The sequence below is a fragment of the Nonomuraea sp. NPDC049129 genome, from assembly GCF_040648495.1.
Lineage (GTDB): Bacteria > Actinomycetota > Actinomycetes > Streptosporangiales > Streptosporangiaceae > Nonomuraea.
Map to the genome: position 1 here is coordinate 170370 of NZ_JBEZDU010000002.1, position 21240 is coordinate 191609.

Annotated in this window: 18 protein-coding genes; 8 read left to right on the forward strand and 10 right to left on the reverse strand. The window is 70.3% G+C overall.

The features are described from left to right. Nucleotides 1-11: 11 nt before the first annotated feature. Nucleotides 12-2540: a tetratricopeptide repeat protein gene (locus tag AB0B64_RS05865; protein WP_358175002.1), complete on the forward strand. Its 2529-nt coding sequence runs from the start codon at nucleotides 12-14 to the stop codon at nucleotides 2538-2540. Here the strand turns inward: AB0B64_RS05865 and AB0B64_RS05870 are convergent, their stop codons facing one another. Then, entirely contained in the window at nucleotides 2541-3413 is an 873-nt protein-coding gene (locus AB0B64_RS05870) for a hypothetical protein (protein WP_357940619.1), read from the reverse strand. It abuts the gene before it with no gap. Between the two features lie 65 nt (nucleotides 3414-3478). Here AB0B64_RS05870 and AB0B64_RS05875 point away from each other — a divergent pair, with 65 nt between their 5' ends. Continuing rightward, the gene (locus AB0B64_RS05875) at nucleotides 3479-4270 is read left to right on the forward strand and encodes a tyrosine-protein phosphatase (protein WP_357940621.1); all 792 of its coding nucleotides are present in this window, start codon (nucleotides 3479-3481) and stop codon (nucleotides 4268-4270) included. Between the two features lie 256 nt (nucleotides 4271-4526). Here the strand turns inward: AB0B64_RS05875 and AB0B64_RS05880 are convergent, their stop codons facing one another. Both AB0B64_RS05880 and AB0B64_RS05885 read right to left on the reverse strand, forming a co-directional pair. Further along, nucleotides 4527-5588 carry a Gfo/Idh/MocA family oxidoreductase gene (locus AB0B64_RS05880; protein ID WP_358175005.1) on the reverse strand — a complete coding sequence of 354 codons (1062 nt, stop codon included), beginning with the start codon at nucleotides 5586-5588 and terminating at the stop codon, nucleotides 4527-4529. Between the two features lie 281 nt (nucleotides 5589-5869). Further along, nucleotides 5870-6769, reverse strand: a complete 900-nt coding sequence (locus AB0B64_RS05885; protein ID WP_357940625.1) for a PAC2 family protein — start codon at nucleotides 6767-6769, stop codon at nucleotides 5870-5872. A gap of 85 nt (nucleotides 6770-6854) precedes the next feature. Here AB0B64_RS05885 and AB0B64_RS05890 point away from each other — a divergent pair, with 85 nt between their 5' ends. Together AB0B64_RS05890 and AB0B64_RS05895 are read left to right on the forward strand one after the other, a co-directional pair. Further along, on the forward strand, nucleotides 6855-7256 hold the full coding sequence (locus tag AB0B64_RS05890) for an ankyrin repeat domain-containing protein (RefSeq protein WP_357940627.1): 402 nt from the start codon (nucleotides 6855-6857) through the stop codon (nucleotides 7254-7256). A 154-nt stretch (nucleotides 7257-7410) separates the two neighbouring features. Continuing rightward, nucleotides 7411-8331, forward strand: a complete 921-nt coding sequence (locus AB0B64_RS05895) for a hypothetical protein (RefSeq protein ID WP_357940629.1) — start codon at nucleotides 7411-7413, stop codon at nucleotides 8329-8331. Here the strand turns inward: AB0B64_RS05895 and AB0B64_RS05900 are convergent. After that, nucleotides 8328-10451, reverse strand: a complete 2124-nt coding sequence (locus AB0B64_RS05900; RefSeq protein WP_358175008.1) for an ATPase — start codon at nucleotides 10449-10451, stop codon at nucleotides 8328-8330. The two genes, AB0B64_RS05895 and AB0B64_RS05900, sit on opposite strands and share 4 nt — an antisense overlap. A 109-nt stretch (nucleotides 10452-10560) precedes the next feature. Here AB0B64_RS05900 and AB0B64_RS05905 point away from each other — a divergent pair, with 109 nt between their 5' ends. Next, on the forward strand, nucleotides 10561-10686 hold the full coding sequence (locus AB0B64_RS05905; protein WP_284734980.1) for a hypothetical protein: 126 nt from the start codon (nucleotides 10561-10563) through the stop codon (nucleotides 10684-10686). A 203-nt stretch (nucleotides 10687-10889) separates the two neighbouring features. Here AB0B64_RS05905 and AB0B64_RS05910 read toward each other — a convergent pair whose 3' ends face one another. From AB0B64_RS05910 to AB0B64_RS05920, 3 genes are read right to left on the reverse strand one after another with little or no spacing between them, the layout of a single operon-like run. Next, nucleotides 10890-11795 carry an ABC transporter permease subunit gene (locus AB0B64_RS05910; RefSeq protein ID WP_358175011.1) on the reverse strand — a complete coding sequence of 302 codons (906 nt, stop codon included), beginning with the start codon at nucleotides 11793-11795 and terminating at the stop codon, nucleotides 10890-10892. 41 nt (nucleotides 11796-11836) lie between these two features. Beyond that, on the reverse strand, nucleotides 11837-14590 hold the full coding sequence (locus AB0B64_RS05915; protein ID WP_358175014.1) for a CocE/NonD family hydrolase: 2754 nt from the start codon (nucleotides 14588-14590) through the stop codon (nucleotides 11837-11839). A 47-nt stretch (nucleotides 14591-14637) separates the two neighbouring features. Beyond that, a complete protein-coding gene (locus AB0B64_RS05920; protein ID WP_358175017.1) occupies nucleotides 14638-15045 on the reverse strand; it encodes a PaaI family thioesterase in 408 nt (135 codons plus the stop codon). A gap of 97 nt (nucleotides 15046-15142) precedes the next feature. Between AB0B64_RS05920 and AB0B64_RS05925 the strand changes: the two genes are divergently transcribed. Next, a complete protein-coding gene (locus tag AB0B64_RS05925; protein ID WP_357940638.1) occupies nucleotides 15143-16411 on the forward strand; it encodes a cytochrome P450 in 1269 nt (422 codons plus the stop codon). Between the two features lie 95 nt (nucleotides 16412-16506). Beyond that, nucleotides 16507-17694, forward strand: a complete 1188-nt coding sequence (locus AB0B64_RS05930; RefSeq protein ID WP_357940640.1) for a hypothetical protein — start codon at nucleotides 16507-16509, stop codon at nucleotides 17692-17694. On the opposite strand, the gene AB0B64_RS05935 is transcribed toward AB0B64_RS05930, so the two are convergent. Together AB0B64_RS05935 and AB0B64_RS05940 are read right to left on the reverse strand one after the other, a co-directional pair. Beyond that, complete coding sequence (locus AB0B64_RS05935; RefSeq protein WP_357940642.1) at nucleotides 17652-18677, reverse strand: CopD family protein; 1026 nt, start codon at nucleotides 18675-18677, stop codon at nucleotides 17652-17654. The genes AB0B64_RS05930 and AB0B64_RS05935 overlap by 43 nt on opposite strands. Beyond that, nucleotides 18674-19309, reverse strand: a complete 636-nt coding sequence (locus tag AB0B64_RS05940; RefSeq protein WP_358175020.1) for a copper resistance CopC family protein — start codon at nucleotides 19307-19309, stop codon at nucleotides 18674-18676. The genes AB0B64_RS05935 and AB0B64_RS05940 overlap by 4 nt, the downstream gene beginning before the upstream one ends. Nucleotides 19310-19443: 134 nt before the next feature. On the opposite strand from AB0B64_RS05940, the gene AB0B64_RS05945 reads away from it, so the two are divergent. Continuing rightward, nucleotides 19444-20202 (forward strand): class I SAM-dependent methyltransferase, encoded by a 759-nt coding sequence (locus AB0B64_RS05945; RefSeq protein ID WP_357940646.1) that lies wholly within the window; start codon nucleotides 19444-19446, stop codon nucleotides 20200-20202. Nucleotides 20203-20208: 6 nt separating this feature from the next. Here AB0B64_RS05945 and AB0B64_RS05950 read toward each other — a convergent pair whose 3' ends face one another. Continuing rightward, a complete protein-coding gene (locus AB0B64_RS05950) occupies nucleotides 20209-21174 on the reverse strand; it encodes a diiron oxygenase (RefSeq protein WP_357940648.1) in 966 nt (321 codons plus the stop codon). Between the last annotated feature and the right edge of the window lie 66 nt (nucleotides 21175-21240).

Sequence of the window (21240 nt, forward strand, 5' to 3'; positions counted from 1 at the left end):
GGAGGTGGTCCTTGACAGGGCAGCTGCCGGAGAAGCGGCGTTCGGGGCGTAGGAAGATGCCACTGGCCGCGCCGATCTCGGCGGGCCTCGCGGCCGCGGCGGCCAGCATCCTGGCCGCCTCCGTCGAGTGGGACATCCCGCCCATGGCCAAGGTGGGCGTGACGATGACGGCGGCGCTCCTCGTCGGCCTGACCACTTGGGCCACGACCGAGGCGCGGCCCAAGCGCGAGGCAGCGGCCGAGCCGTCCTCGCGTCCCCCGGACCAGTGGCCGCCCGTGCCCGAGCACTTCACCGGGCGCGTCGAGTCGCTCGCCGAGCTGCGGACGGTCTTCGGCGAGCGGCGCAAGTCCAAGGCCGGCGATGTCTCGCCGCCGCTGGTCGTCTCCGTGTACGGCCGGGGCGGCGTCGGCAAGTCGGCGCTGACGGCCAGGTTCGGGCAGGAGGTCGCCGGCGCGTTCCCCGACGGGCGCCTCTACGCCGACCTGCGGGGCGGCGTCGACGCCCCGGTACGCCCGGAGGAGGTGCTGATCGGGTTCCTGCGCGCGCTGGGCGTCCGGCTGACCACCGATCCCGGCGGCCTCGACGAGCTGCGCAAGCTCTGGCTGACCTGGACCAAGGACCGCAGGATCCTCATCGGCCTCGACAACGCGCACGGCGCCGACCAGGTCAAGCCGCTGATCCCGGCCGAGCCGGGCTGCGCCGTGCTGGTCAGCTCGCGCCAGCCGCTGTTCCTCAACGGCACCTACGACACCCAGCTGGGCGTCTTCAGCGAGGCCCACGGCGTGGAGCTGCTGGCCAGGCTGGCCGGCGGCGACCGGGTGGTCGACGACCTCGCCTCGGCCAAGGAGATCGTCCGGATCTGCGACTACCTGCCGCTGGCGATCAACATCTGCGGCGGCCGGCTGGCCACCCGCGAGCACTGGACGCTGCGCGAGATGGCCGACCGGCTGGCCGACGAGCGCCGCCGTCTCGACCAGCTCGAACTCGCGCAGACCGTCGACAAGAGCGTGCGCGCCTCCGTGCAGCTCAGCTACGACGACTGCACCGGCATGCAGCGCCGCCTGCTGCGTCTGCTGTCCGCGCTCACCTCGCCCGACGTGCCCGGCTGGGTGGCCGGCGAGCTGCTCGACATCTCCGGGCTCGACGGCGCCGACCAGCTGGAGGCGCTGATCGACGCGCAGCTCGCCGAGAGCTCGGGCGTCGACCAGACCGGCGCCATGCGCTACCGCCTGCACGACCTGGTCCGGCTGTTCGCCACCGAGCTGGCCGAGGATGACGATCAGGGCCGGCGCCGGGCCGCGATCGAGCGGGTGCTGTACGGCTACCGCCGCCGCGCGGAGGAGGCGGCCCAGGAACGCTGGCCGCAGGACTGGAGCCGCGGCGGGCGCCGCTCCGGCATCGAGGGGCAGACGCACGCGGGCGACTGGCTCAACGCCGAGCGGCTCTCGTTGCTCGCCATGATCAACCTGGCCAGGAGCTTGGAGCTGTGGGAGCTGACCTCGGGGTTGGCCAGGGCGTTCTGCTCGCTGTGCCACTCGCTGCGCGCCTACTGGACCGACTGGCACGCCGTGGCCGAGGCGGGCTGCGAGGCCGCGCGGCGCACCGGCGACCGGCGCGCCCTGGGCATCGCGCTGCTCGACCGCGCGGCCGTGCAGGGCGGTCTCGGCGGGCACGAGCAGGGCCGGGCGGGCGCCGAGCAGGCGCTGGAGATCTTCACCGACCTGGGCGAGACGTGGTGGGCGGCCCGGGCGATGCGGGCGATCGGCATGGCCCTGTTCAACGACGGCCATCTCGACCGCGCGCAGTCCTACCTGATCGGGGCCATCACCTCCTTCAAGGGCGAAGAGGACGTCTGGTGGATGGCCCGCACCCAGCGCAACCTCGCCGAGATGCGGCTGGCCGAACGACGGCCCGAGGAGGCCAGGGAACTGCTCGAAGACGCCCTTGAGGTGTTCAAGCACGCGGGCAACCGCTACTCCGAGGCCCAGACGCTCCGTGCCTACGGCGAGGTGCTCGCCGCGCAGGCCCGCGGCCGGCACCGCGAAGGCGAGCACCGGGCGGCTCTGGAGGGCTTCACCAAGGCCGGCTTCAGCCTCGACCGCGCCGCCGAGATGTTCCGCCAGCGGGGCGAGCTGTGGGAGGAGGCCCGTTGCCTGCGCGCCGCCGGCGAGGTCGGCGACCCGTCCAACGGGCTTCGCGAGCTCGACTTCGTCCGGCGGGCGGAGGAGATCCTGGTGGCCCTCGGCGACTCCTGGGGAGTGGCGCGCACGGCGCTTTCGGCCGGGCGGGCGCTGGCCAGGCTGGGCCGGATCGAGGAGTCGGAGCGTGAGCTACGCCGGGCCGTACATGCCTTCGAGGAGCTCGACGACCGGTGGTGGATGGCGCTCAGCCTGCGCTACCTCGGCGAGGCGCACCTCGACTCGGGCGGGCCGCGCGCGGCCGTCGAGCCCCTGACCCAGGCCAGGGACATCTACCGCAGCCTCGGCAACGAGGCCGGCATGCGCAGGACGCTGGAGCTGCTGAGGAAGGTGGAGTCCTGATCAGGGGAGCGGAGCTCTGATCAGCTCACCGGCGGCCTGCCGGGCCTGGAAGATGCTCTCCTCGAACAGCTTGCGCACATGCGCGGCCTGGTCGGACAGCTCCCTGATGTGCGTACGGGCCTGCTCGTCGTGGACGGTCTCGGCGATCAGCTGCTGGTAGTCCGGCGTCCGCGCGGCCAGCGCCTCCAGCCGCCGGTGCGCGTGGAAGACCTTGTCCGCCTTGACCACCTGCTTGGCGTACTTCTCCAGGTGGCGCACCCGCCGCGACAGCGACGTCCAGGCCGCGTCCAGCGCGGTGGTGTACGGCTTGAAGGCGTCCTCCATGCCGGTGGGCAGGTCGCGAGGGATGAGCCGGCCGTGCTCGGCGTGCATGGACGACAGCTTGGCCAGCCGCTGGGCGATCTGCCACACCTCCTCCGGCAACGTCACCCGATTGTCGATGGTGTCGATCAGCCCTGCCCTGTTCACCTGGGAGTTCAGGATCGCGTCCACGGCGTCCTGGGCGCGGCGAAGCAGCATCTGGCAGGGATAGTCGAGATCTTCGGGTAGGACGTAGTGGGCGGCGTACTCGGAGGCGAGCCGGAGACGTTTCTTGGCCGCCCGGTTCGTCGAGTCCACAGCCATCCACCGCAGCAGCGCGATCAGGCTCATCCCGAGCGCGGCCACGATCGCGCCGCTCGTGTCGGTCACGGCCCAGATCATCATCAGGAGCGCCGGAAGGACGAGGAGCAGGACGGGATTGAAAGAGGAGCCCATCTGCCGGCCGGTTCTGGCCATGCGGAGAAGGTGCGGGCTGGATCGCAGCTGGATGGAGATGTCCGGAGGCAGGGATGGGTCGATCACCAGCCTCGGGGGCAGAGCACGCGGATCCATACCGTTCATGCTGCGTTATGAACCTCGAATCCGCTCATTTTTAAGCGACATATAGGGTCTAATCAATGAACGAGATGACGCGATGGATCGATCTGGAAGGCGCCGTCAACGTGCGCGACCTGGGTGGACTCACCACCCATGACGGCGGCGTCACCCGCTACGGACGGATTTTTCGGGCGGACAATCTCCAAGGGCTCACCGACAAGGACGTGTCCCGGCTGGTCGGCGAGCTCAAACTGCGCCACGTCGTGGACCTCCGCTCCAACGCCGAGGTCGCGCTGGAGGGCCCCGGCCCGCTGACCCGGATGCCCGAGGTGACGCATCACCATCTGACCCTGTTCGCCGAGGGAGGCAGGCACACCGACGTCGAGGCCGACACCATCGACGGCGACCGGGTGCTGCCCTGGCAGGAGCGTCAGCTGGACGAGGACCTGCGGATGACCGGTTTCTACTACGGCTACCTGCGGGACCGGCCCGACGCGGTGGTTGCCGCGCTGCGGGCGATGGCGCTGAACGACGGCGCGGCCGTGGTGCACTGCGCGGCCGGCAAGGACCGCACCGGGGTGCTGTCGGCGTTGGCCCTGGAGGTGACGGGCGTCACCCGGGAGGGGATCATCGCCGACTACGTGGCCACCGGGGAGCGGCTGGAGCAGGTGCTGCGGCGGCTGCGGGGCAGCGCCACGTACCGCGACGACCTCGACTCACGGCCCGCAGACGACCACATGCCGCGGGCGCGGTACATGGAGCAGTTCCTGTCGGTGCTGGACGAACGGTTCGGCGGGCCGGCGGCGTGGCTGGAGTCACACGGGTGGACGGAGGCCGACACGGAGATGATGCGGGCCCGCCTACGCGAGTAGGCCCTCCGGCCGTCCTTCCTTGGGAACGCCTGCCGCGATGAGCCGTCTGCTCCCGCTCCCCCCGGAGGGGGTGTCCCTCCAAGGACCCCAGCCACCACGGACCGTTGTCGTCCGCCCCTCCGGAGGGGGTTCCCTTCCTGGGACCTCAGCCACTACGGGCTGGTTTCTTTCGCTCCCCCGGAGGGGGTATCCCTCCAAAAGGACCTCAGCCACCACAGACCGTCACCGGGGACCGAGACGGTCGTGTGACGACGCATCAGGTTCTTTCAGCCGCACCCTGCTGCAGCCGCACGACAACGCGCTCGGCCGCCGACCGGCGGGCCGCCTCGATGACGGTCAGCACGTCGATCACGCTGCCGGGGCTCACCGGCGGCGGCGTGCCCGCGCGCAGGCAGGACTCGACGCCGCGGTAGAAGTCGAGATACGCCCCAGCCTCAGTGCGGACCGCAGTTTTGTCGTCTTCTGTCCCGACAAGCCCCCACATCGTCTCGCTCTCCTCGCCGAACCCCGGCGAGTCGGGCGAGATCCCGGCGCGCAGCCGTTCCTCCTGCACGTCCATCCCGTACTTGACGTACGCCCCCCGCGACCCGAGCACCCGGAACCGCGGCCCGCCCTGAGCGGCCAGCGCACCCGCCCACAGGTGTGACCGGGCGCCACTGACGTGGGACAGCGCGATGAACGTGTCGTCGTCGGCCGCCACCCCCTCGCGCCGGATGTCACTCTCCGCGTAGACGTCGCGCACCGGGCCGAGCAGTTGCAGCGCCTGGTCCACCAGGTGGCTGCCCAGGTCGTAGAGCAGGCCGCCGACCTCCTCGGGGCCGCCGGCCTCACGCCAGCCGCCCTTAGGTACCGGCCGCCAGCGCTCGAACCGGGACTCCAGGCGCAGGACCTCACCGAAGCGGCCCTCTGCGGTGAGCCGACTCAGGGTGCGGAAGTCGCCGTCCCAGCGCCGGTTCTGGAAGACGGTCAGCATCAGGTCGCGCTCGGCCGCCAGCCGTACGAGCTCGCGGGCCTCCTCGGCGGTACGGGCGAGAGGTTTGTCGACCACGACCGGCTTGCCGCGGGTGAGCGCTTCGGTGGCCACCGACACGTGGGTCTTGTTCGGTGAGGCGACGACCACGAGGTCGCAGCGGTTCCACAGCCCGGCCAATTCGGGCACGGGGACCGCGCCGTAACGGGCGGCCACCTCGTCGGCTCGCGCCGGGTTTCCGGTGACGACGGCGGACAGCCGCAGGCCGGGCGTGGCATGGATCAGGGGCGCGTGGAAGTACGCGCCCGCCGTGCCGTACCCGACCAGACCGACCTCGATCTCGCTCATCGGCCCAGCGTAACGCGAGCCCCACCGCCCTCTCCCGGCGCGGGGGGATCTCCCGCCATGCGCGGTCAGGCGTGCGGCGGGGGTCTCTCGCCATGCGCGGACAGGCGTGCGGTGGACTCTCTCGCGTGGTGGGTCCGGCGTGCGGTGGGGTCTCACACGTGGTGGGTCCGGCGTGTGGCGGAGGTTGGTCGCCGTCGTCGGTCCAGCGTGCGGTTGGGGGGTCGCTCCCGTCTTCAGCCTGGCGTGCGGCGGGAGCGCCCCGTGGGCTGCCGCCGCCGCTACTACTCGTCGTCGCGTTCGGCCAGGAAGCGTTCGAACTGGGCGGCGAGTTCGTCGCCCGTGGGCATCGGGGTGGCCTCGGCGATCAGGTTCTCGCGGTCGGTGCCGCCCGCGAACGCGTCGTACTGCTGCTCAAGACCGCTGATGGCCGTCGACAGCTCGGTCGAGGCCTGGATCTGCTCCTCGATCTCGGTCGTGGTGCGCTGGGCCGCCTCGCGCAGCGCGTCCAGCGGGAAGAGCAGGCCGGTGCCCCGGGTGACCGCCTCCAGGGCGGCGACCGCGGCGTGCGGGTATTCGGCCTGCGACAAGTAGTGCGGCACGTGGACCGCGTACCCCAGCGCGTCGTGCCCCTGGGAGCCGAGCCGGAACTCGATCAGGGCGGCCACGCTGGCCGGCACCTGTACCCGGCCGAAGGAGCTGGTCTGGGCGTTGATCAGCTCGGGACGGCTGGCGTGCATGGTGATGCCGAGTGGCCGGGTGTGCGGGACCGCCATCGGGATGCCGTGCAGCGTGACAATCTTGCTGATCTTCAGCTGGTCGATCAGGGCGCCGACCGCCCGGGTGAACAGCTCCCACTCACGGTCCGGCTCGGGTCCGCTCATCACCAGGAAGGGGGTGCCGGTGGCGTCCTTCGCGGCGTAGACGGCCAGCTCGGGGCTCTCGCACTCGACCCATCTGTCGGTGTCGAAGGTCATGATGGGCCGCCGCGAGCGATAGTCGAGGAGGCGATCCACATCGAACGTCGCCACGGTCCGGTGCTCCAGCTCAGCCAGCAGGTGGCCCAGCGCGAGGCGCCCGGCACCACCGGCGTCGACGAAGCCGTCGAAGTGGTACAAGAGCACGGGATCGGCCAGCTCGGGCGCATCTTCTGCGAGCTTGTAGAGATCCGTCGGGTCGAACACGGTTGGACAGCCTTTCCCTAGGTACTCTCTCCAGAACCTACGACGAGCCGCAACGATTCCGTGCAAGGCACCCTATCGAGGGAGAATGGTGGACATGGACGAGGATCCGGAGCTCGAAGAGTTCGCGACACGGATGTTCGACCTGGCCAGGGCGGGCGACACGGAGACGTTGCGCGCCTACGTGGACGCCGGGGTTCCGGCAAATCTCACCAATAGCAAAGGTGACACTTTGCTGATGCTTGCGGCTTATCACGGTCACGCCGCGACCGTCCGGATGCTCGCCGAGCTGGGCGCCGACCCGGGAAGAGCGAACGACCGTGGCCAGACACCTCTGGCGGGTGCCGTGTTCAAGAAGGAGTCTGCCGTGGTCAGAGCGTTGCTCGACGCGGGCGCGGATCCGGCGGCCGGAGCCCCCTCGGCGGTGGACACGGCGCGGATGTTCGCGAACGACCAGTTCCTTGAATGGTTCCGGCAAATCAGCACATAGCGTGAAATATGGCGAAATGTCCGGGAAGTTATCGAGTGTGGCCTTTCGAACAGTCCATCGTCATGCTGGGAAGGTGGTTACTTCTGCGCACTCCTTCAGTAGGCGACCGCTTCGCATCCCTCCATTGCCATGCCCGTTCCCGAACGAGATCAACGTGCACGCCACAGAGATCGACTCGGAAAGCCACGCATGGCTGGCCGCCTCGCACATGCTCGCCGGAGCCGACACGATCGAGCACTTCCGGCGCTCAAAGATCGGCCTGCTCGCCGCACGTACCAACCCCACCGTGCCGCGGGACAGTCTCAGGCTGATCAACGACTGGTACAACTGGCTCTTCGCGTTCGACGACGCGTTCTGCGAGGGCGAGCTGATGGGACACCGGGCCTCTGCGCTGGCCCGCGCCCTTCCGCCGCTCCTCGAGATCCTCGACGGCCGCAAGGAGCCGGATGCCACCGACCCGTTCGGGCTCGCCCTGAGCGAGCTGCTCCACCGAATCTCGGACACCGCCACGCCCGCTCAAGTGGACAGATGGCGCATCACGGTAAAGGAGTACCTCTTCGCCCAGATCTGGGAGGCGGCCAACCGCGAGGTCGACCTGATCCCCACACCCGAGGACTACGTGCTCATGCGCCGCATCACCGGGGCCACGTACACCTGCCTCGCGCTCATCGACGCGTGCGGCGGTTACCGGCTGGAAGCGGAGGAATGGCACCATCCGGACGTGCGCGCGCTCTCCGACCTCGCCTGCGACCTCATCGGCTGGGACAATGACCTGCTGTCGTACGCCAAGGAGCGCGGCAACGACAAGGCCCGGCACAACCTCGTCACGGTGCTGGCCACGCACAAGACCCTCACGCTGCAAGAGGCGCTGCAAGAAGTGGCGAACATGCACAACGAAGCCATCGCCGCCTTCCTCGACCGGCGCGCGGCGCTCGACCACTGGGCCTCGTTACCGGTGCACAAGTATGTACGCGGCCTCGAACACTGGGTGCGCGGGCACATCGCGTTCTCGCTCGGCAGCGCCCGCTACGTCCACGCCTGGCCGATCGGCACGTGCTGGCCGCAGGCCGTCTAGTCGAGATCTCCTGGGGCGTCCAGCTCGCCGAGCGCGAGCGCGGACGCCTCATCGAGGTCGAGCCGCGTGCCCTCATCGAAGGCGTTCTTGTAGGAGTCGTCGCCCATCACCTTCTGGCACTCCTTGACGCACTGCTCGTGGTCGCTGGTGAGGAACGGCGCACCGAGCATGGGCAGGCCGGCCGTCTTCCAGTTCTGATGGAGCGCGCCGAGCAGTCGCGCGGCGAGCGGCGCCTGGTCCATGACGGCGAAGATCCGGGCCGTGGTCTCCAGCACCAGCAGCGTGCCGAGCGTGTCGTGGAAGTGGCGCTTGATCCGCAGTCCCTCACGCGCACTCTGCAGCGCGTCCTCGGCCCGGCCCGTCGCCAGCCGGGTGATGGACAGCGACCACTGCGCGTACGAGCTCAGCCACAGCTCGCCGCGTTCGCGGCACACCTGCAGGCAGTCCTGCAGCAGGGACTCGGCCTCATACAGCTCACCTTGCGCGGACAGCACCAGCGACAGCTCCACGATGGCCGGTAGCAGGCCCGGGTTGAGCTCCTTGTTGTCGGTGTTGAACTCGATCGCCACACCCAGCAGCGCGCTGGCCTTCTGCAGGTCGCCCTGCAGCAGGGCCGCCGTCCCCTGCATCTTGGAGGCGAGGATGACCGCCTTGGAGTCGCCGACCCTGACCGCCTCGGTGCTGCACTGCTCGGCCGCCGCCAGCGCGCCGGCGCTGTCGCCCTGGCCGCTGCGTACGTAGGACAGCACCCAGAGAGCCTTGCACCGCTGCTTGCTCACTCCCGGGTTGGCCTGCAGAGCGCGTTCCAGGTAGAGCCGGCCTTCGCGTACGAATCCGCAGCAGACCCACATGAACCACAGCGACGACAGCAGGGTCAGCGCCAGAATGGATTCCCCGGGCGACCGCAGCGCGTGCTCAAGGGCCACCCGCACGTTGTCGTGCTCCTGGCGCATGCGGACGAACCAGTAGATCTGCCTCGGCCCCGACCAGGCGTCCTCGCTGCGCTGCGCCAGGCTCAGGTAGTACTCCAGATGCCGGTGCCGCATCTGCTCGGTCTGGCCGAGCTTGTCCAGCCACTCCTCGCCGTACTCCGCCAGCGTGTCGATGAGCTTGTAGCGGACCCCGGCGTGATTGCTCCTGATCAGCAGGATCGACTTCTCCACCAGCCCGGTGACCAGGTCGGTGATGTCCTCGGACGGCAGCCGGTCGTCGGAGCACACGAACCTGGCCGCGTCGAGCTCGAAATCGCCCGCGAACACCGACAGCCGCGCCCACAGCAGTCTCTCCGCCGGTTCGCACAACTCGTGGCTCCATCCGATCGCCGCGCGCAGCGTCTGATGGCGCGGTAGTGCCGTACGACTGGCTCCCGCCAGCAGGCTGAACCGGTCGGCCAGCAACCCCAGGATCTGATCGACCGACAGCGCCCGCAGGCGTACGGCCGCCAGCTCGATCGCCAGCGGAATGCCGTCGAGCCGGCGGCACAGCTCGGCCACCGCCCCGATGCTCTGCTCGTCGAGCACGAAGTCAGGCATGACCGCGCCGGCCCGAGCCCCGAACAGCTGCACCGACTCATTGGTGAACAGGCTCTCGGTCGGGTCGTCGCCCGGAACCTGCAGCGGCGGCACGGGCACCACGTGCTCGTAGGGCAGGTGCAGCGACTGGCGGCTGGTGGCCAGCACCTTCAGGTTAGGAGCGCGCTCCAGCAGCTCCTCGACCAGCTCGGCGCAGCCCTGCACCAAATGTTCACAGGTGTCGATGATGAGCAGCATGTCGCGCTCGCCGACCCACTCCGACAGCGACTCGGACTCGGTCCGCGACGACTGGTCGGCGATGCCCAGCGCCGACGCGATGGTGTGCTTGACCATCCCGGCGTCCTGCAACCGGGCCAGGTCGGCGAACCAGACGCCGTCCTCGTACTGGGAGCGGATCTGGTGCGCCAGCCGGAGCACCGTGCGGGACTTACCGACACCGCCGATGCCCGTGACCGTCACCAGCCGCGACTCGGCGAGATGTCGCTTGAGGTTGGCGAGCAAGCGCGTCCGCCCCACGAAGCTGGTCAGCTCCGACGGCAGATTGCCTTCTCGCCGCCAGCCGGTCGGGGTGGCCATGGGCGACCTCACGGGGGATAGGCGACACCTGCTTTGGCATCGTACCCTTGGGGCCCTTCGCCGCACGGGATAAGCCGCGCGGGCCGGGAATGGGTTTGTCCCTCTGAGTAGCATGTATACCGTGAGTGAATTCCTCCCGGAGCAGACGGGCGACGATACGGACCTCGGCTGGGGCGACTGGCGCGACTCCCAGGACACCGACCCGGACTCCTTCTACCTGGACGACAAGCCACCTCACTGGGGGTGACCGTCCGTGAGGCGCGCCTTGGGCGCTGGTAAGGCAGGCAGGCCAGGTACGGAGACCGTCCCGCGGCAGGCCGCCTTGCTACTCCGCCAGAAGTACGTCACCGGCCGGCGCAGACGTCCGCCACCGTGCCGCTGAGGGGCCTGCGCCACCGAAGGCGGGCGGCCCCGGCGGCGGTGGCGGATCTTCCTGCAGCGGCGGGCGTCTCAGCTGACCACGTCCTTGCGGCGGAAGCGGCGGAAGGCCACCGCGATCAGGATGGCCGCGTACGTCACCGACACCGACGCGCCCTTGGCCATGCCGCTCCAGTCGAGCTCCGGTGCGATGGCGTCCAGCCAGGCCGTGTTCCAGAAGGTCGGTAGAAACTCCCGCAGCGACCCCAGCGCCTCCACGGCCTGCAGGATGGTGCTGATGATCCACAGGCCCACCGCCCCGCCCACCGCGCCGAGTGGTGAGTCGGTCATCGTGGAGATGAGGAACGCCAGCGCCGCCACCACCAACTGGCTCACCAGGGCGTAGCCGATCACGATGCCGAAGCGCGGCAGCACGTCGAGCGCCGGGATCGTCTCACCCGTGCCGGGCACCTGAATGTCGTGCCAGCCGAACGCCAGTGTGCCGGCGAGCAGTGCCATCAGGGGCAGGCAGATCACCGCCGCCGCCGAGTAGCCGAGCGCCACGATGATCTTCTGCCGCAGCAGCCGGTCACGCGGCACCGGCGCGGCCAGCAGGTATCGCAGCGACGACCAGCTGGCCTCGCTCGCCACGGTGTCGCCACAGAACAGGGCGACGGCCACGACCAGCAGGAAGTTGGCCGACACCGACAGGGCGAACGCCGCGAAGTTGAGACCGCCGGCCGTCGCCAGGTCCGAGATGCGCAGCGCCGACTGTTGCTGCCCGCTGGGCTGCGGGCCGAACTGGAAGGCGATCACCAGGATCCACGGCAGCGCGAGCAGCAGCCCGAACATGACGAGCGTGCGCCGCCGCTTGAACTGCCTGACGATCTCGACCCGCAACGGCAACGTCCGGCGGGGCGCGTAGCCGGTCGCCGACCGGGCGGTGGACCCGGTCGCGGAACCTGGCGCGGAGCCTGTCGCGGTCCCTGAGCCGGTCAAGGTCGCGGTCCCGTTTGTGGAGCCGTTTGTGGAGCCGTGGGTCACGACTTCTCTCCGATGAGGTCGAGGAACACGTCTTCGAGGCGCGGCCCATGTCCGTTGGTGGAGGTGGCGGCGCTGAGCAGCACTGACACCGGACCCGCCGACACCAGACGGCCTCTGTGCATGACCACCACATGGCTGCACGTCTGCTCGACCTCCGCCAGGAGGTGGCTGGAGACGATCACCGTACGGCCGTCGCGGGCATAGCGCTTGAGCACCTCGCGCATCTCCCTGATCTGGGGCGGGTCGAGGCCGTTGGTGGGTTCGTCGAGGACGAGCAGGTCGGGCAGGCCGAGCATGGCCTGGGCGATCGCCAGCCGTTGCCGCATGCCCTGCGAGTAGGTGCGTACGGCCCGCTCCAGCGCCTTGCCCAGATCCGCGATCTCCAGAGCTTCGTCGAACCGGGCGTCGGCGGCGGGGCGGCCGGTGGCGGCCCAGTAGAGCTCGATGTTGTCGCGGCCGGACAGGTGCGGCAGGAACCCGGGCCCCTCGACGAACGACCCGAGCCTGGACAGTACGGGCGCGCCGGGTGTCACCCGGTCGCCGAAGATGCGGACCTCACCGGCGTCGGGCTGGATGAGGCCCATCATCATGCGCATCGTGGTCGTTTTGCCCGCGCCGTTGGGGCCGAGCAGGCCCAGCACCTGACCGCGCTCGACCCGGAACGACAGGTCGTCCACGGCCAGCTCACCATTGCGGTACGCCTTGGTGAGCCCCCTGATCTCCAACGGCACCTCTTCGCCAGGCACGGGTCCCGTTCCATCGGGCACGGGTTCCGCTCCACCGGGTACACGTCCCGCGCCGGACGGATCGGCGTCCTTCACGAAGACACCGGATCGACCGTTGCCCCGGACGGCGATGGCATGGCCGTCGTCCTCGCCGTGCACGTCGGACGGGCTGCCGTCCTTCTGGACGGTGGCGGTCCGGCGGCGGTCGCGTGCAGCGAGGATCCGGCGGCGGGACGGGGTCCGGCCGGTGGCCATGATGAGCGCGGCCAGCGCGATGGCGGCGAGCGGCATCGCCCACACCCACCACGCCACCCCGGTCGTGGGTGCGGCCAGCGCGGACACCGTCGGTACGGCGAGGGCGGGCGCCGCCAGGCCGACCCGGTAGGAGGCCGGTTCGGCGGGTGTCGCGTAACCCATGTCGGTCGTCGTCACCGCCAGCCGCAGCCGGTGTCCCACCGCGAAGCGGTAGTCGACGGCGGGCAGCGTGACCGTGGTCTCCACGCTGTCGGCGCCCTCCGGAACCGTCACGCGCAGCGGCGAGACCAGCCCGGCGGGCAGGTTGGGCGGCTGTACGGTGTCGGCCACGTCATAGACCTTGGCGAACAGCGTCACCTGGCCCTTGCCGTAGACCTTCAGCTTGACCGAAGGGCTGCCGGTGAGCTGGAGCGGGGCGGTGAGCGGCGCCGACTCGAAGACGGCCACCTGGCCGGGCATGTCGAGCCCGACGCTGAGGTTGGTCGCGCCGCCGCTCCCGCCGAGCAGGCCGCCGGTGCCGGGCACTGTGGAGATGGAGGCGGGTGAGCCGCCGGGCGGGTTGGCGATGTTCTGCTCGGGGCCCTTGAGCGTGACCGCGGTGGTGGCGGTGCCGCCGAGGCCGGGGTAGGCGGCGGACTCGGGGTGGAGCCTGATGCGCTGGCGGGTGCCGGGGTCGCGGCCGCCGTCACGGGTCACGGTGAACCGCTCCGGGACCGGTGAGCCGTCACCCTTGAGGTAGTGGCCGAACCAGCCGGCCGTCTGGTCGTAGAGCCAGTCGGCCTCGCCGTTGCCGCCGTCGTGGCCGCCGTCGAACCAGGCCAGGCTCACCGGCGTGCCCGCGGCGGCGATAGCCTTGGCGTTGGCGTCGGCCTGGCCGAGCGGGAACAGCGAGTCGCGCTGCCCCTGGATGAGCAGCGTCGGCGCCTTGATGCGGCCGGCCACCGTCACCGGACTGGACTTGCGCAGCAGCTCGATGGCCTCCGGCGTGGCCCGCCCGGTCTTGGCGACCTGCTGGTACATCTCGCAGACCGCGGGCAGGAACCTGCCGCACCTGGCCTGCTCGGCCGTCAGCGGCACGCTCTGCTGACTGAGCGCGCCCAGCCCCTGAGCCGCGCCGAGCCCCTGAGTCGCGCCGCCGCCCTGGACCGGGGCGCCGCGGCCGAAGAAGTAGCCCGCCCACATGCGCTTGAACACGCCGTTGGCCGGACCCTGGCCGCCGCCGTCGGGGAACAGCGAGTCGGCCAGGTCGGCCCAGGTGATCTGCGGCACGATCGCGTCCACGCGGCTGTCATAGGCGGCCGTCATCAGCGCGATGGCTCCGCCGTACGAGCCGCCCGCGATGCCCACACGCGGGTCGCCGGGTGCGTCGAGCCGGACCTCGGGCCGCTTGGCCAGCCAGTCGATGAGCTGCTTGACGTCCTTGACCTCGTAGTCGGCGGAGTTGAGCGCGATCTCGCCGGTCGAACGGCCGAAGCCGCGAGCCGACCAGCTCAGCACCGCGTAGCCGTCCTGCGCCAGTCGCTGAGCCTGCTGGCGCACGCTCTGCTTGCTGCCGCCGAACCCGTGCGCGAGCAGCACGACCGGAGCCTTCCCGCCACCCGCGGCCGGGAAGAACGTCGCGTCGAGCTCGACCCGCTGGTCATCGGCCGGCCCGTCGACGACGGAGATGCGCTGGTCGAGGCCCTTCGCCTCGGGGGCGGACGGCCACACCAGCCACGTCACCACCCCCGCGAGGGCGAGTACCGCGACCAGCGCGGCCACACGTTTCATGTGGTTGAGCCTACTTTCCACACCTGAGAAACCCCTGAGACAGCGGATCAGCCCAAGATCGCGTAGACCGTGGACGCCCGCGCGGCCGGCTCGGCCGCCCCGTCGGCCGTCAGCGTCACGTCGGAGAAGGCCAGCGTCCGGCCGAGTTTGGAGATGCGTACGTCGATGAGTACGTCCTTGCCCGTCACCGGCCGCTGGAACGTCGTCGACTGCTGCACCGTCGTCATCGGCACGAACCCGCCCCTGGCCGAGGAGATCGCGATGACCGTGGCCGTGTCGGCGGCGGCCATCATGGCCTGGCCACACAGCCCGCCGCCCTCTCTGGCCAGCGCGTCGGACCAGGGCAGGCACACCACCGCGTGGCGGTCACCCAGCTCCCGCACGCGCAGCCCGAGCTGCTGGATCCAAGGCGCGAAGTAGTCGCGCAGAATGGCCTCACCGTCTTCTGGAGTCACCCGCCCATCATGCAGGCTGGCAGGCATGAGCGAGGAGACGCGGCGAGAGCCTGTGGATAACTTCCTGCCACGGACGCCGCCTGTGGAAAAGCCGCCAGTGAGTGAGGTCTTCCTGCCCGCCACGTACGCGCACGCCGTCCCGTACGACCTCTACGACCGGTTGCGGCGGGAAGCCCCCGTCTGCCGGATTCCCGAACCGGCGGTCGGCCCGTGGCGCGAGGGGCCCGGATACTGGGGCGTGTTCCGGCACGCCGACGTCAAGCACGTGCTGCGCGCGGCCGACGACTTCTCCTCGCACCTGGGCGCCACGCAGATCCGTGACCCCGACACCCCCGCCGACCTGGCCTTCGTGCAGGCGATGATGCTGAACACGGACCCGCCGGACCACTCCCGGCTGCGCAGGATCGTGGCGGCCGCGTTCACGCCGCGCGCGGTGCGGGCGCTGGAGCGGACGATCGCCGAGCGGGCCGCGTCGCTCTTCGCCGCGGGCGGCTGCGACTTCGTGGAGGTCGCCGCCGACCTGCCCGTCTGGACGCTCGCGCACGTCATGGGCGTGCCGGACGAGGACAGGCGGCTGCTGTACGACTGGGCGTCCCGGGTGATCGGCTACCAGGACGCCGACTACGCGGGGCTGTCCACGGCCGACGCCGAGTCGCTCAGCCCGATCGGCCGCCTCGCCACCGCCTCCCGTCCGCGGCTCGGGCCAGGGGTGAACCCCCGCTCCCGGGCGGCATTGGCGGACATGTTCGCGTACGCCCACGCGCTGGCCAAGACCACCCACGGCGAGTCGGTCATGTCGGCCATGAGGGACGGCGGCCTGACCGAGGCGGAGTTCGAGAACATGTTCTTCCTGTTCGCCGTCGCCGGCAACGAGACGCTGCGCAACGGCATCCCCGGCGGCCTGCTCACCCTCCTCGACCACCCCGCCCAGCTGGCCCGGCTGCGCGCCGACCCCGCCCTGCTCGGCTCGGCGGTGGAGGAGATGCTGCGGTTCTGGCCGCCGGTCATGGACTTCCGCCGTACGGCCACCCGCGACCTCACACTCGGCGGCCGGAGCATCCGCGCGGGCGAGAAGGTCGTCGTCTACCACGCCTCCGCCAACCGCGACCCGTCCGTCTTCACCGACCCCGACCGGTTCGACATCGCCCGCACCCCGAACGACCACGTCAGCTTCGGCTTCGGCCCGCACTTCTGCCTCGGCGCCCACCTGGCGCGCGTGCAGTTCCGGGCGGTCTTCGCCGAGCTGCTCGCCTGGGACGTCGAGCTCGCGGGGGCGCCCGTCCGCCTCACGTCCAACTTCCAGAACGGACTCAAACACCTGCCCGTACGGCTGAGTCACCGAGGAAAGCCGTCGACCTCCGCCTGACCATGAGCGCCGGTCTCGATGCCTTCGACGGCAGAACAACAGCACGAGGGACATGCACGTATTGCTCCGGAAGAAGGCATCGTAAGATTTCCGCCGTGAAGCCTCCCGCAATCATCAAGACCGCCGCCGAGTGGGCCCTGCCGCACTGGACCCGCGGGCAGGCGGGGCGCGAGACGCCGCCCGACCTGTTCAGGGTTCTCTACTACGGCTGGCTGGTGGCGTTCACGTTCAAGGTGCTCGGCGCGACCTGGGACGTCTCCTGGCACTTCAAGTGGCTGCGCGACGACCTGGCGCCGCCTCACCTGCTCAACTCCGTCGGCACGGCCCTGGCCCTCGCGCTGACCGTGATCCACGGCTACACCGGCTTCGGCGTGGACAAGGCGGCGCTCCGGCTGATCCAGTGGGGCACCGGCATATTTCTCGTCGCGGTGCCGCTGGACCTGATCAACCACCGGGTCAACGGCCTGGACATCACCTCGTGGAGCCCGTCCCATCTTATGCTGTACGGGGGCTCGTTCTTCATGATCGCCGGGGTGATCCGCGGCTGGTTCATGGGTGCGCCGCCCGGCAGGGAGCGCACGGTCATGCTGGGCGCGTTCTTCGCGTTCTTCCTGGAGAACGTGCACTTCCCTGAGCAGCACCAGGAATACGGCATCCTGTCGATCGGCGCCTGGGACAACCACGCCATCTACGCCGAGCCCATCCTGCTGCGGTTCGCCGCCGACCAGATGGGCCGTCCGGTCGACCGGGTGATGATGACCAACTTCACCCTTCCCGTGCCGGACTTCCTCTATCCGGTGTACGCGGTGGTCGTCGGCGTGACCGTGCTGGTCGTGGCCCGGATGATGATCGGCAGGTTCGGGGCGGCGACGCTGGTGGCCGGCTCCTACCTGGCCTTCAGGACGGTGGCCTGGCCGTTGCTGACGTTGACCAATTTCCCGCCGTCCGCGCTGCCGTACTTCCTGGTGATCGCCGGTATCTGCGTGGATCTCGCGTTCGCCGTACGTCTGCCCATGCGGGGTCTGGCGCCGGTGCGCGCGGTGATCGGGGCGGCCGTGGCGACGGCCGCCGTCTACGGCGCGCTCACCGCGCAGAGCTCGATCATGGGAGCGGTGTACGGCGCGCTGAAGGAGCAGACCGGCCTGCTCGGCGCGCCTCCCCTGGTCCCGTCGTCGGCCGTCTGGGCCGGGGCGGGGCTGATGATCGCCTGGCTGGTCTGCGAGTGGCTCGCGACGCGGCGTCAGCCGATCGAGGCCCGGGTGATCGCGACCGCCACGCCGTAGGCCATCCCCATCAGGGCGACCTCGGCGGCCACCCAGCCGACCACGGCCGTGGGCTCGGCCCGGCGGATCAACGGCAGCAGCCGGAACCTGATGTGCCCGGCCAGCGGCACCAGCAACGCGGTGAGCGTCAGCTTCACCACCACGAGCACCCCGTAGTGGCTGGTCACGATGGCGCCCGGCAGCTCCACGCCGGGCGTCAGCGCCATCGTGCCGAGCCCGGTGATCAGCCCGGACAGGCCGACCAGCAGCAGGCAGACGGTCGCCATCCTGGAGAAGCGCGGCAGCGCGGCGGCCAGCAGCGACGGCCGCGGCGCGACGAACACCGCCACCGCCACCAGGCCGCCCGCCCACGCCGCCGCGCCCATCACGTGCGTCTCCATCGCGATCATGATGGGGTCGTGCCAGACGGAGTTGACCGCGTGACCGGTCACCGGAATCGGCAGCAGGCCGAACAGCGCCACGATGATCCGCAGCTCGGCGGGCACCTTCTCGCCGAACCGCACGGCCATTAGCCCGATGCCCGCCGCCACCAGCGCGCACGCGGCGCTGAACAGCAGGCCCTGCCCGGTGCCGACGCCGTCGACGTAGGCGGCGATCATGCCGACCGTGGGCAGGCCGCCCGGGTTCAGCTCGGCCGTCTGGAACACGATCGTCAGCAGCGCGCAGACCGCCCACGCCCACGCGGCGGTGACGGTGAGCGGCCGCGTCCTGCGCAGGACCGGCTCGGTCAGCTCCGGCGCGTCGAAGCCGAGCAGCTTGGGCACCAGGCTCAGCCCCACCACGGCCACGGCCGCCAGATCGAGCAGCACCCGTACGATCGGCAGCCCGTACGCCACGACCGGCCCCGGCATCGGGATGCCCGGCACCGCCTCCTGGGCGGTGAACGTGCTGGCCGCCACGGCGGCGACGATCGCGCACACCGCGAACGCCCCGACCACCCACCGCCCGCCGATGCGCTGCCCAGGGGGCGCGGTGATCGTCACGCGCCCGCCCTCTCGCCGTCACGCGTCTCGCCCTCGGGCGTCGAGCTGACCGCCTTCTCGCTGTCGGCTGGGGCCGGGGTGCGGGCGCGGCGCAGGGACACGGCCGTGCCGGCGGCCAGCACCAGCAGCGCCCCCACGATCCAGACCACGGCCATCCCCGCCCCGCCGTTCGCCGCCGCCTCGGCGGCCTCGGCCCCGGCGTCCCCGGTGCCGCCCTTGACGGCGTCCTGCGTCCCGGCGCCCTCCTGTACGGCCGTGGCGCCCGCCGCGAGAGTAAAACTGATCTTGCCGGTGACCGGATGCCCGTCGGCCGACAGGATCCGGTAGCCCACCACGTAGGCCCCGGCCGTCCGCAGCGGCTTGACCTTGATCGACACCTTCTCAGCGGCGACCTCGGCCGTCCCGTCGGCCCACGCCGTGCCGTCGGCCCCGGTCACGCCCACCTGCGCGTATCCCTGGCGTACCGCCTGGTCGAACACGAGCGTGATTCGCCCGGGCGCGGCGCTCAGCGTCGCGCCGTCCTTGGGGTCGCTGCCGACCAGCACGTTGTGCGCTCGCGCCGGGAGAGCGACGCCCACCCCGGCGAAGGCGAGCAGCAGGATCACGACCAGCCGCCGCACCGAACTCGTCAAGTCTCTACTCGTCAAGTCTCTACTCGCAAAGTCTTGTCGCCGGGTGAGCCGGTGAACCGTGCCGCTCAACGCGACCTCCTCATCACCCTCGTCATAAGAGTGGACGCCAACAGAAACCCGAATATCGTCTCACCATGACGAACCTGTTCGGCGGCGCCGCCCCCTTCTACGCCAAGTACCGGCCCGGATACGGGGAGGAGGCGATCGGCTGCCTGGCACGGGCGTTCGGCCCCGGCAGCCGGGTGCTGGACCTCGGTTGCGGCCCCGGTACGGTGGCGATCCCGCTGGCGGGGGCCGTGCGCCAGGTGATCGCCGTGGACCCGGACGCGGGCATGCTGGCCGAGGGCAGACGCGTCGCCGCCGGTACGCCGAACATCCGCTGGCTGTCCGGCGACTCCACGACATTGACCGCCTTGCCGCCCTTCGACGACGTCGTCATGGGCAGGTCGTTCCACTGGATGGACCGCAGGGCCGTACTGGCCGAGTTGGACCTGCTGCTGCCGCCGGACGGGGCGGTGGCCCTGATCGGACCCTCCCGCGACCCCGGCGAGCACGCGTGGGAGCCGGTCGTGCGGGAGGTGCGCGCCGAGTTCGCGATGAACGAGTTCACGGCGGCCAACTCCTTCCAGGCCAGCGGGGAGCACCATGACGACGTGCTCGCGGACTCGCCGTTCGACCGGCTGGAGTCGAGCCTGTTCGAAAAGCGGCTGACCTGGGACGTCGACGCCGTGATCGGGCTGCAGCTGTCGTACTCGTACACCACTCCCGACAGGCTCGGCGACAGGGTGACGGAGTTCACCGACGCGGTCCGGCGGGTGCTCCTGGCCGCCAACCCGTCGGGCGTGTGGGAAGAGCGGGCGATCACCGAAGTGCTGGTCGCCCGCCGTTCCTAAAAACCTTCAGGCCCAGATGCCCATGACCTGCCAGATCGGCCGGGTGAGAGCGTTCACCAGGCCGATCTCGGTGCACAGCTCGCGGGTCTTGCCCACCGAGTCGCGGATCTCCCGCTTGGCCGCCGGATTGCGCAGGTACACCTCGGTCACCACGTCACGCGGGATGGCGAACCGCCTGATCATCGGCCCCGGTGGCGCCAGCATGATCCTGGCCATGATCCCCAGGATGATCGGCGAGGCGATACCCAGCATGAGGCGCCGGTAGCGCGGCATCCTCGGCACCCGGTTGCGCAGGTAGTGCCGGGCGAAGGAGATGTGCCTGGCCTCCTCCGCGATATGGATGCGCATGATCGTCTCTTCGAGCGGGTGGTGGACCCGGTCGTCCTTGAGCACCTTGCGCTGGACGTGGTCGATCGGGTCCTCGCCGCCGAGCACGAACACGAAGAACAGCTCGGTCGAGATCAGCGGGATCCAGGGAGCGACCTGGGCGAGGAGGCTGAGCGGCCCCGGCATGCCGCGCACCGGGAGCTTCGTGCGGTTGACGAACTCCTGGAACATCATCCCGTGATGTCCCTCTTCGATGGTCTCGTGGTAGACGTAGCGGAATTCGGGTGACCCGTTCGGCAGCCGGTAGGCGTAGTTGAGCAGGCCGCGCTTGAGCAGGTTCTCGAACTGCAGTCCGATCTTCATCGCCGTGGCCAGCCGCCACAGCCCGATCCTGGCCCGCGTCTCGGGGGAGCGGCTTTGGTACCACGGGTGGGCGCCGAGCTTGTCCACCTGCGGTAGTTCCCAGCGAGGGTCGGTCTGGTCGACGAGGAACTCCGGATCCTCCCAGGGGATGTCCTTGTACGGTTCCCAGTGCTTGTCGACCGACGCCTTCGACAGGCGCTGGATGACCGCCTCGTAGGCGCTCCGGTCGGCGACCCGCTCGTCGGTCTCCCTGGCGGTGGTAGAGCTCGGTGCGCGTGTCATCGCCTGCTCCTCTCCTCGCCCGGTAATTGTACGAAGCATCCAATAAGAGGGGAAGAGTGACGCCAG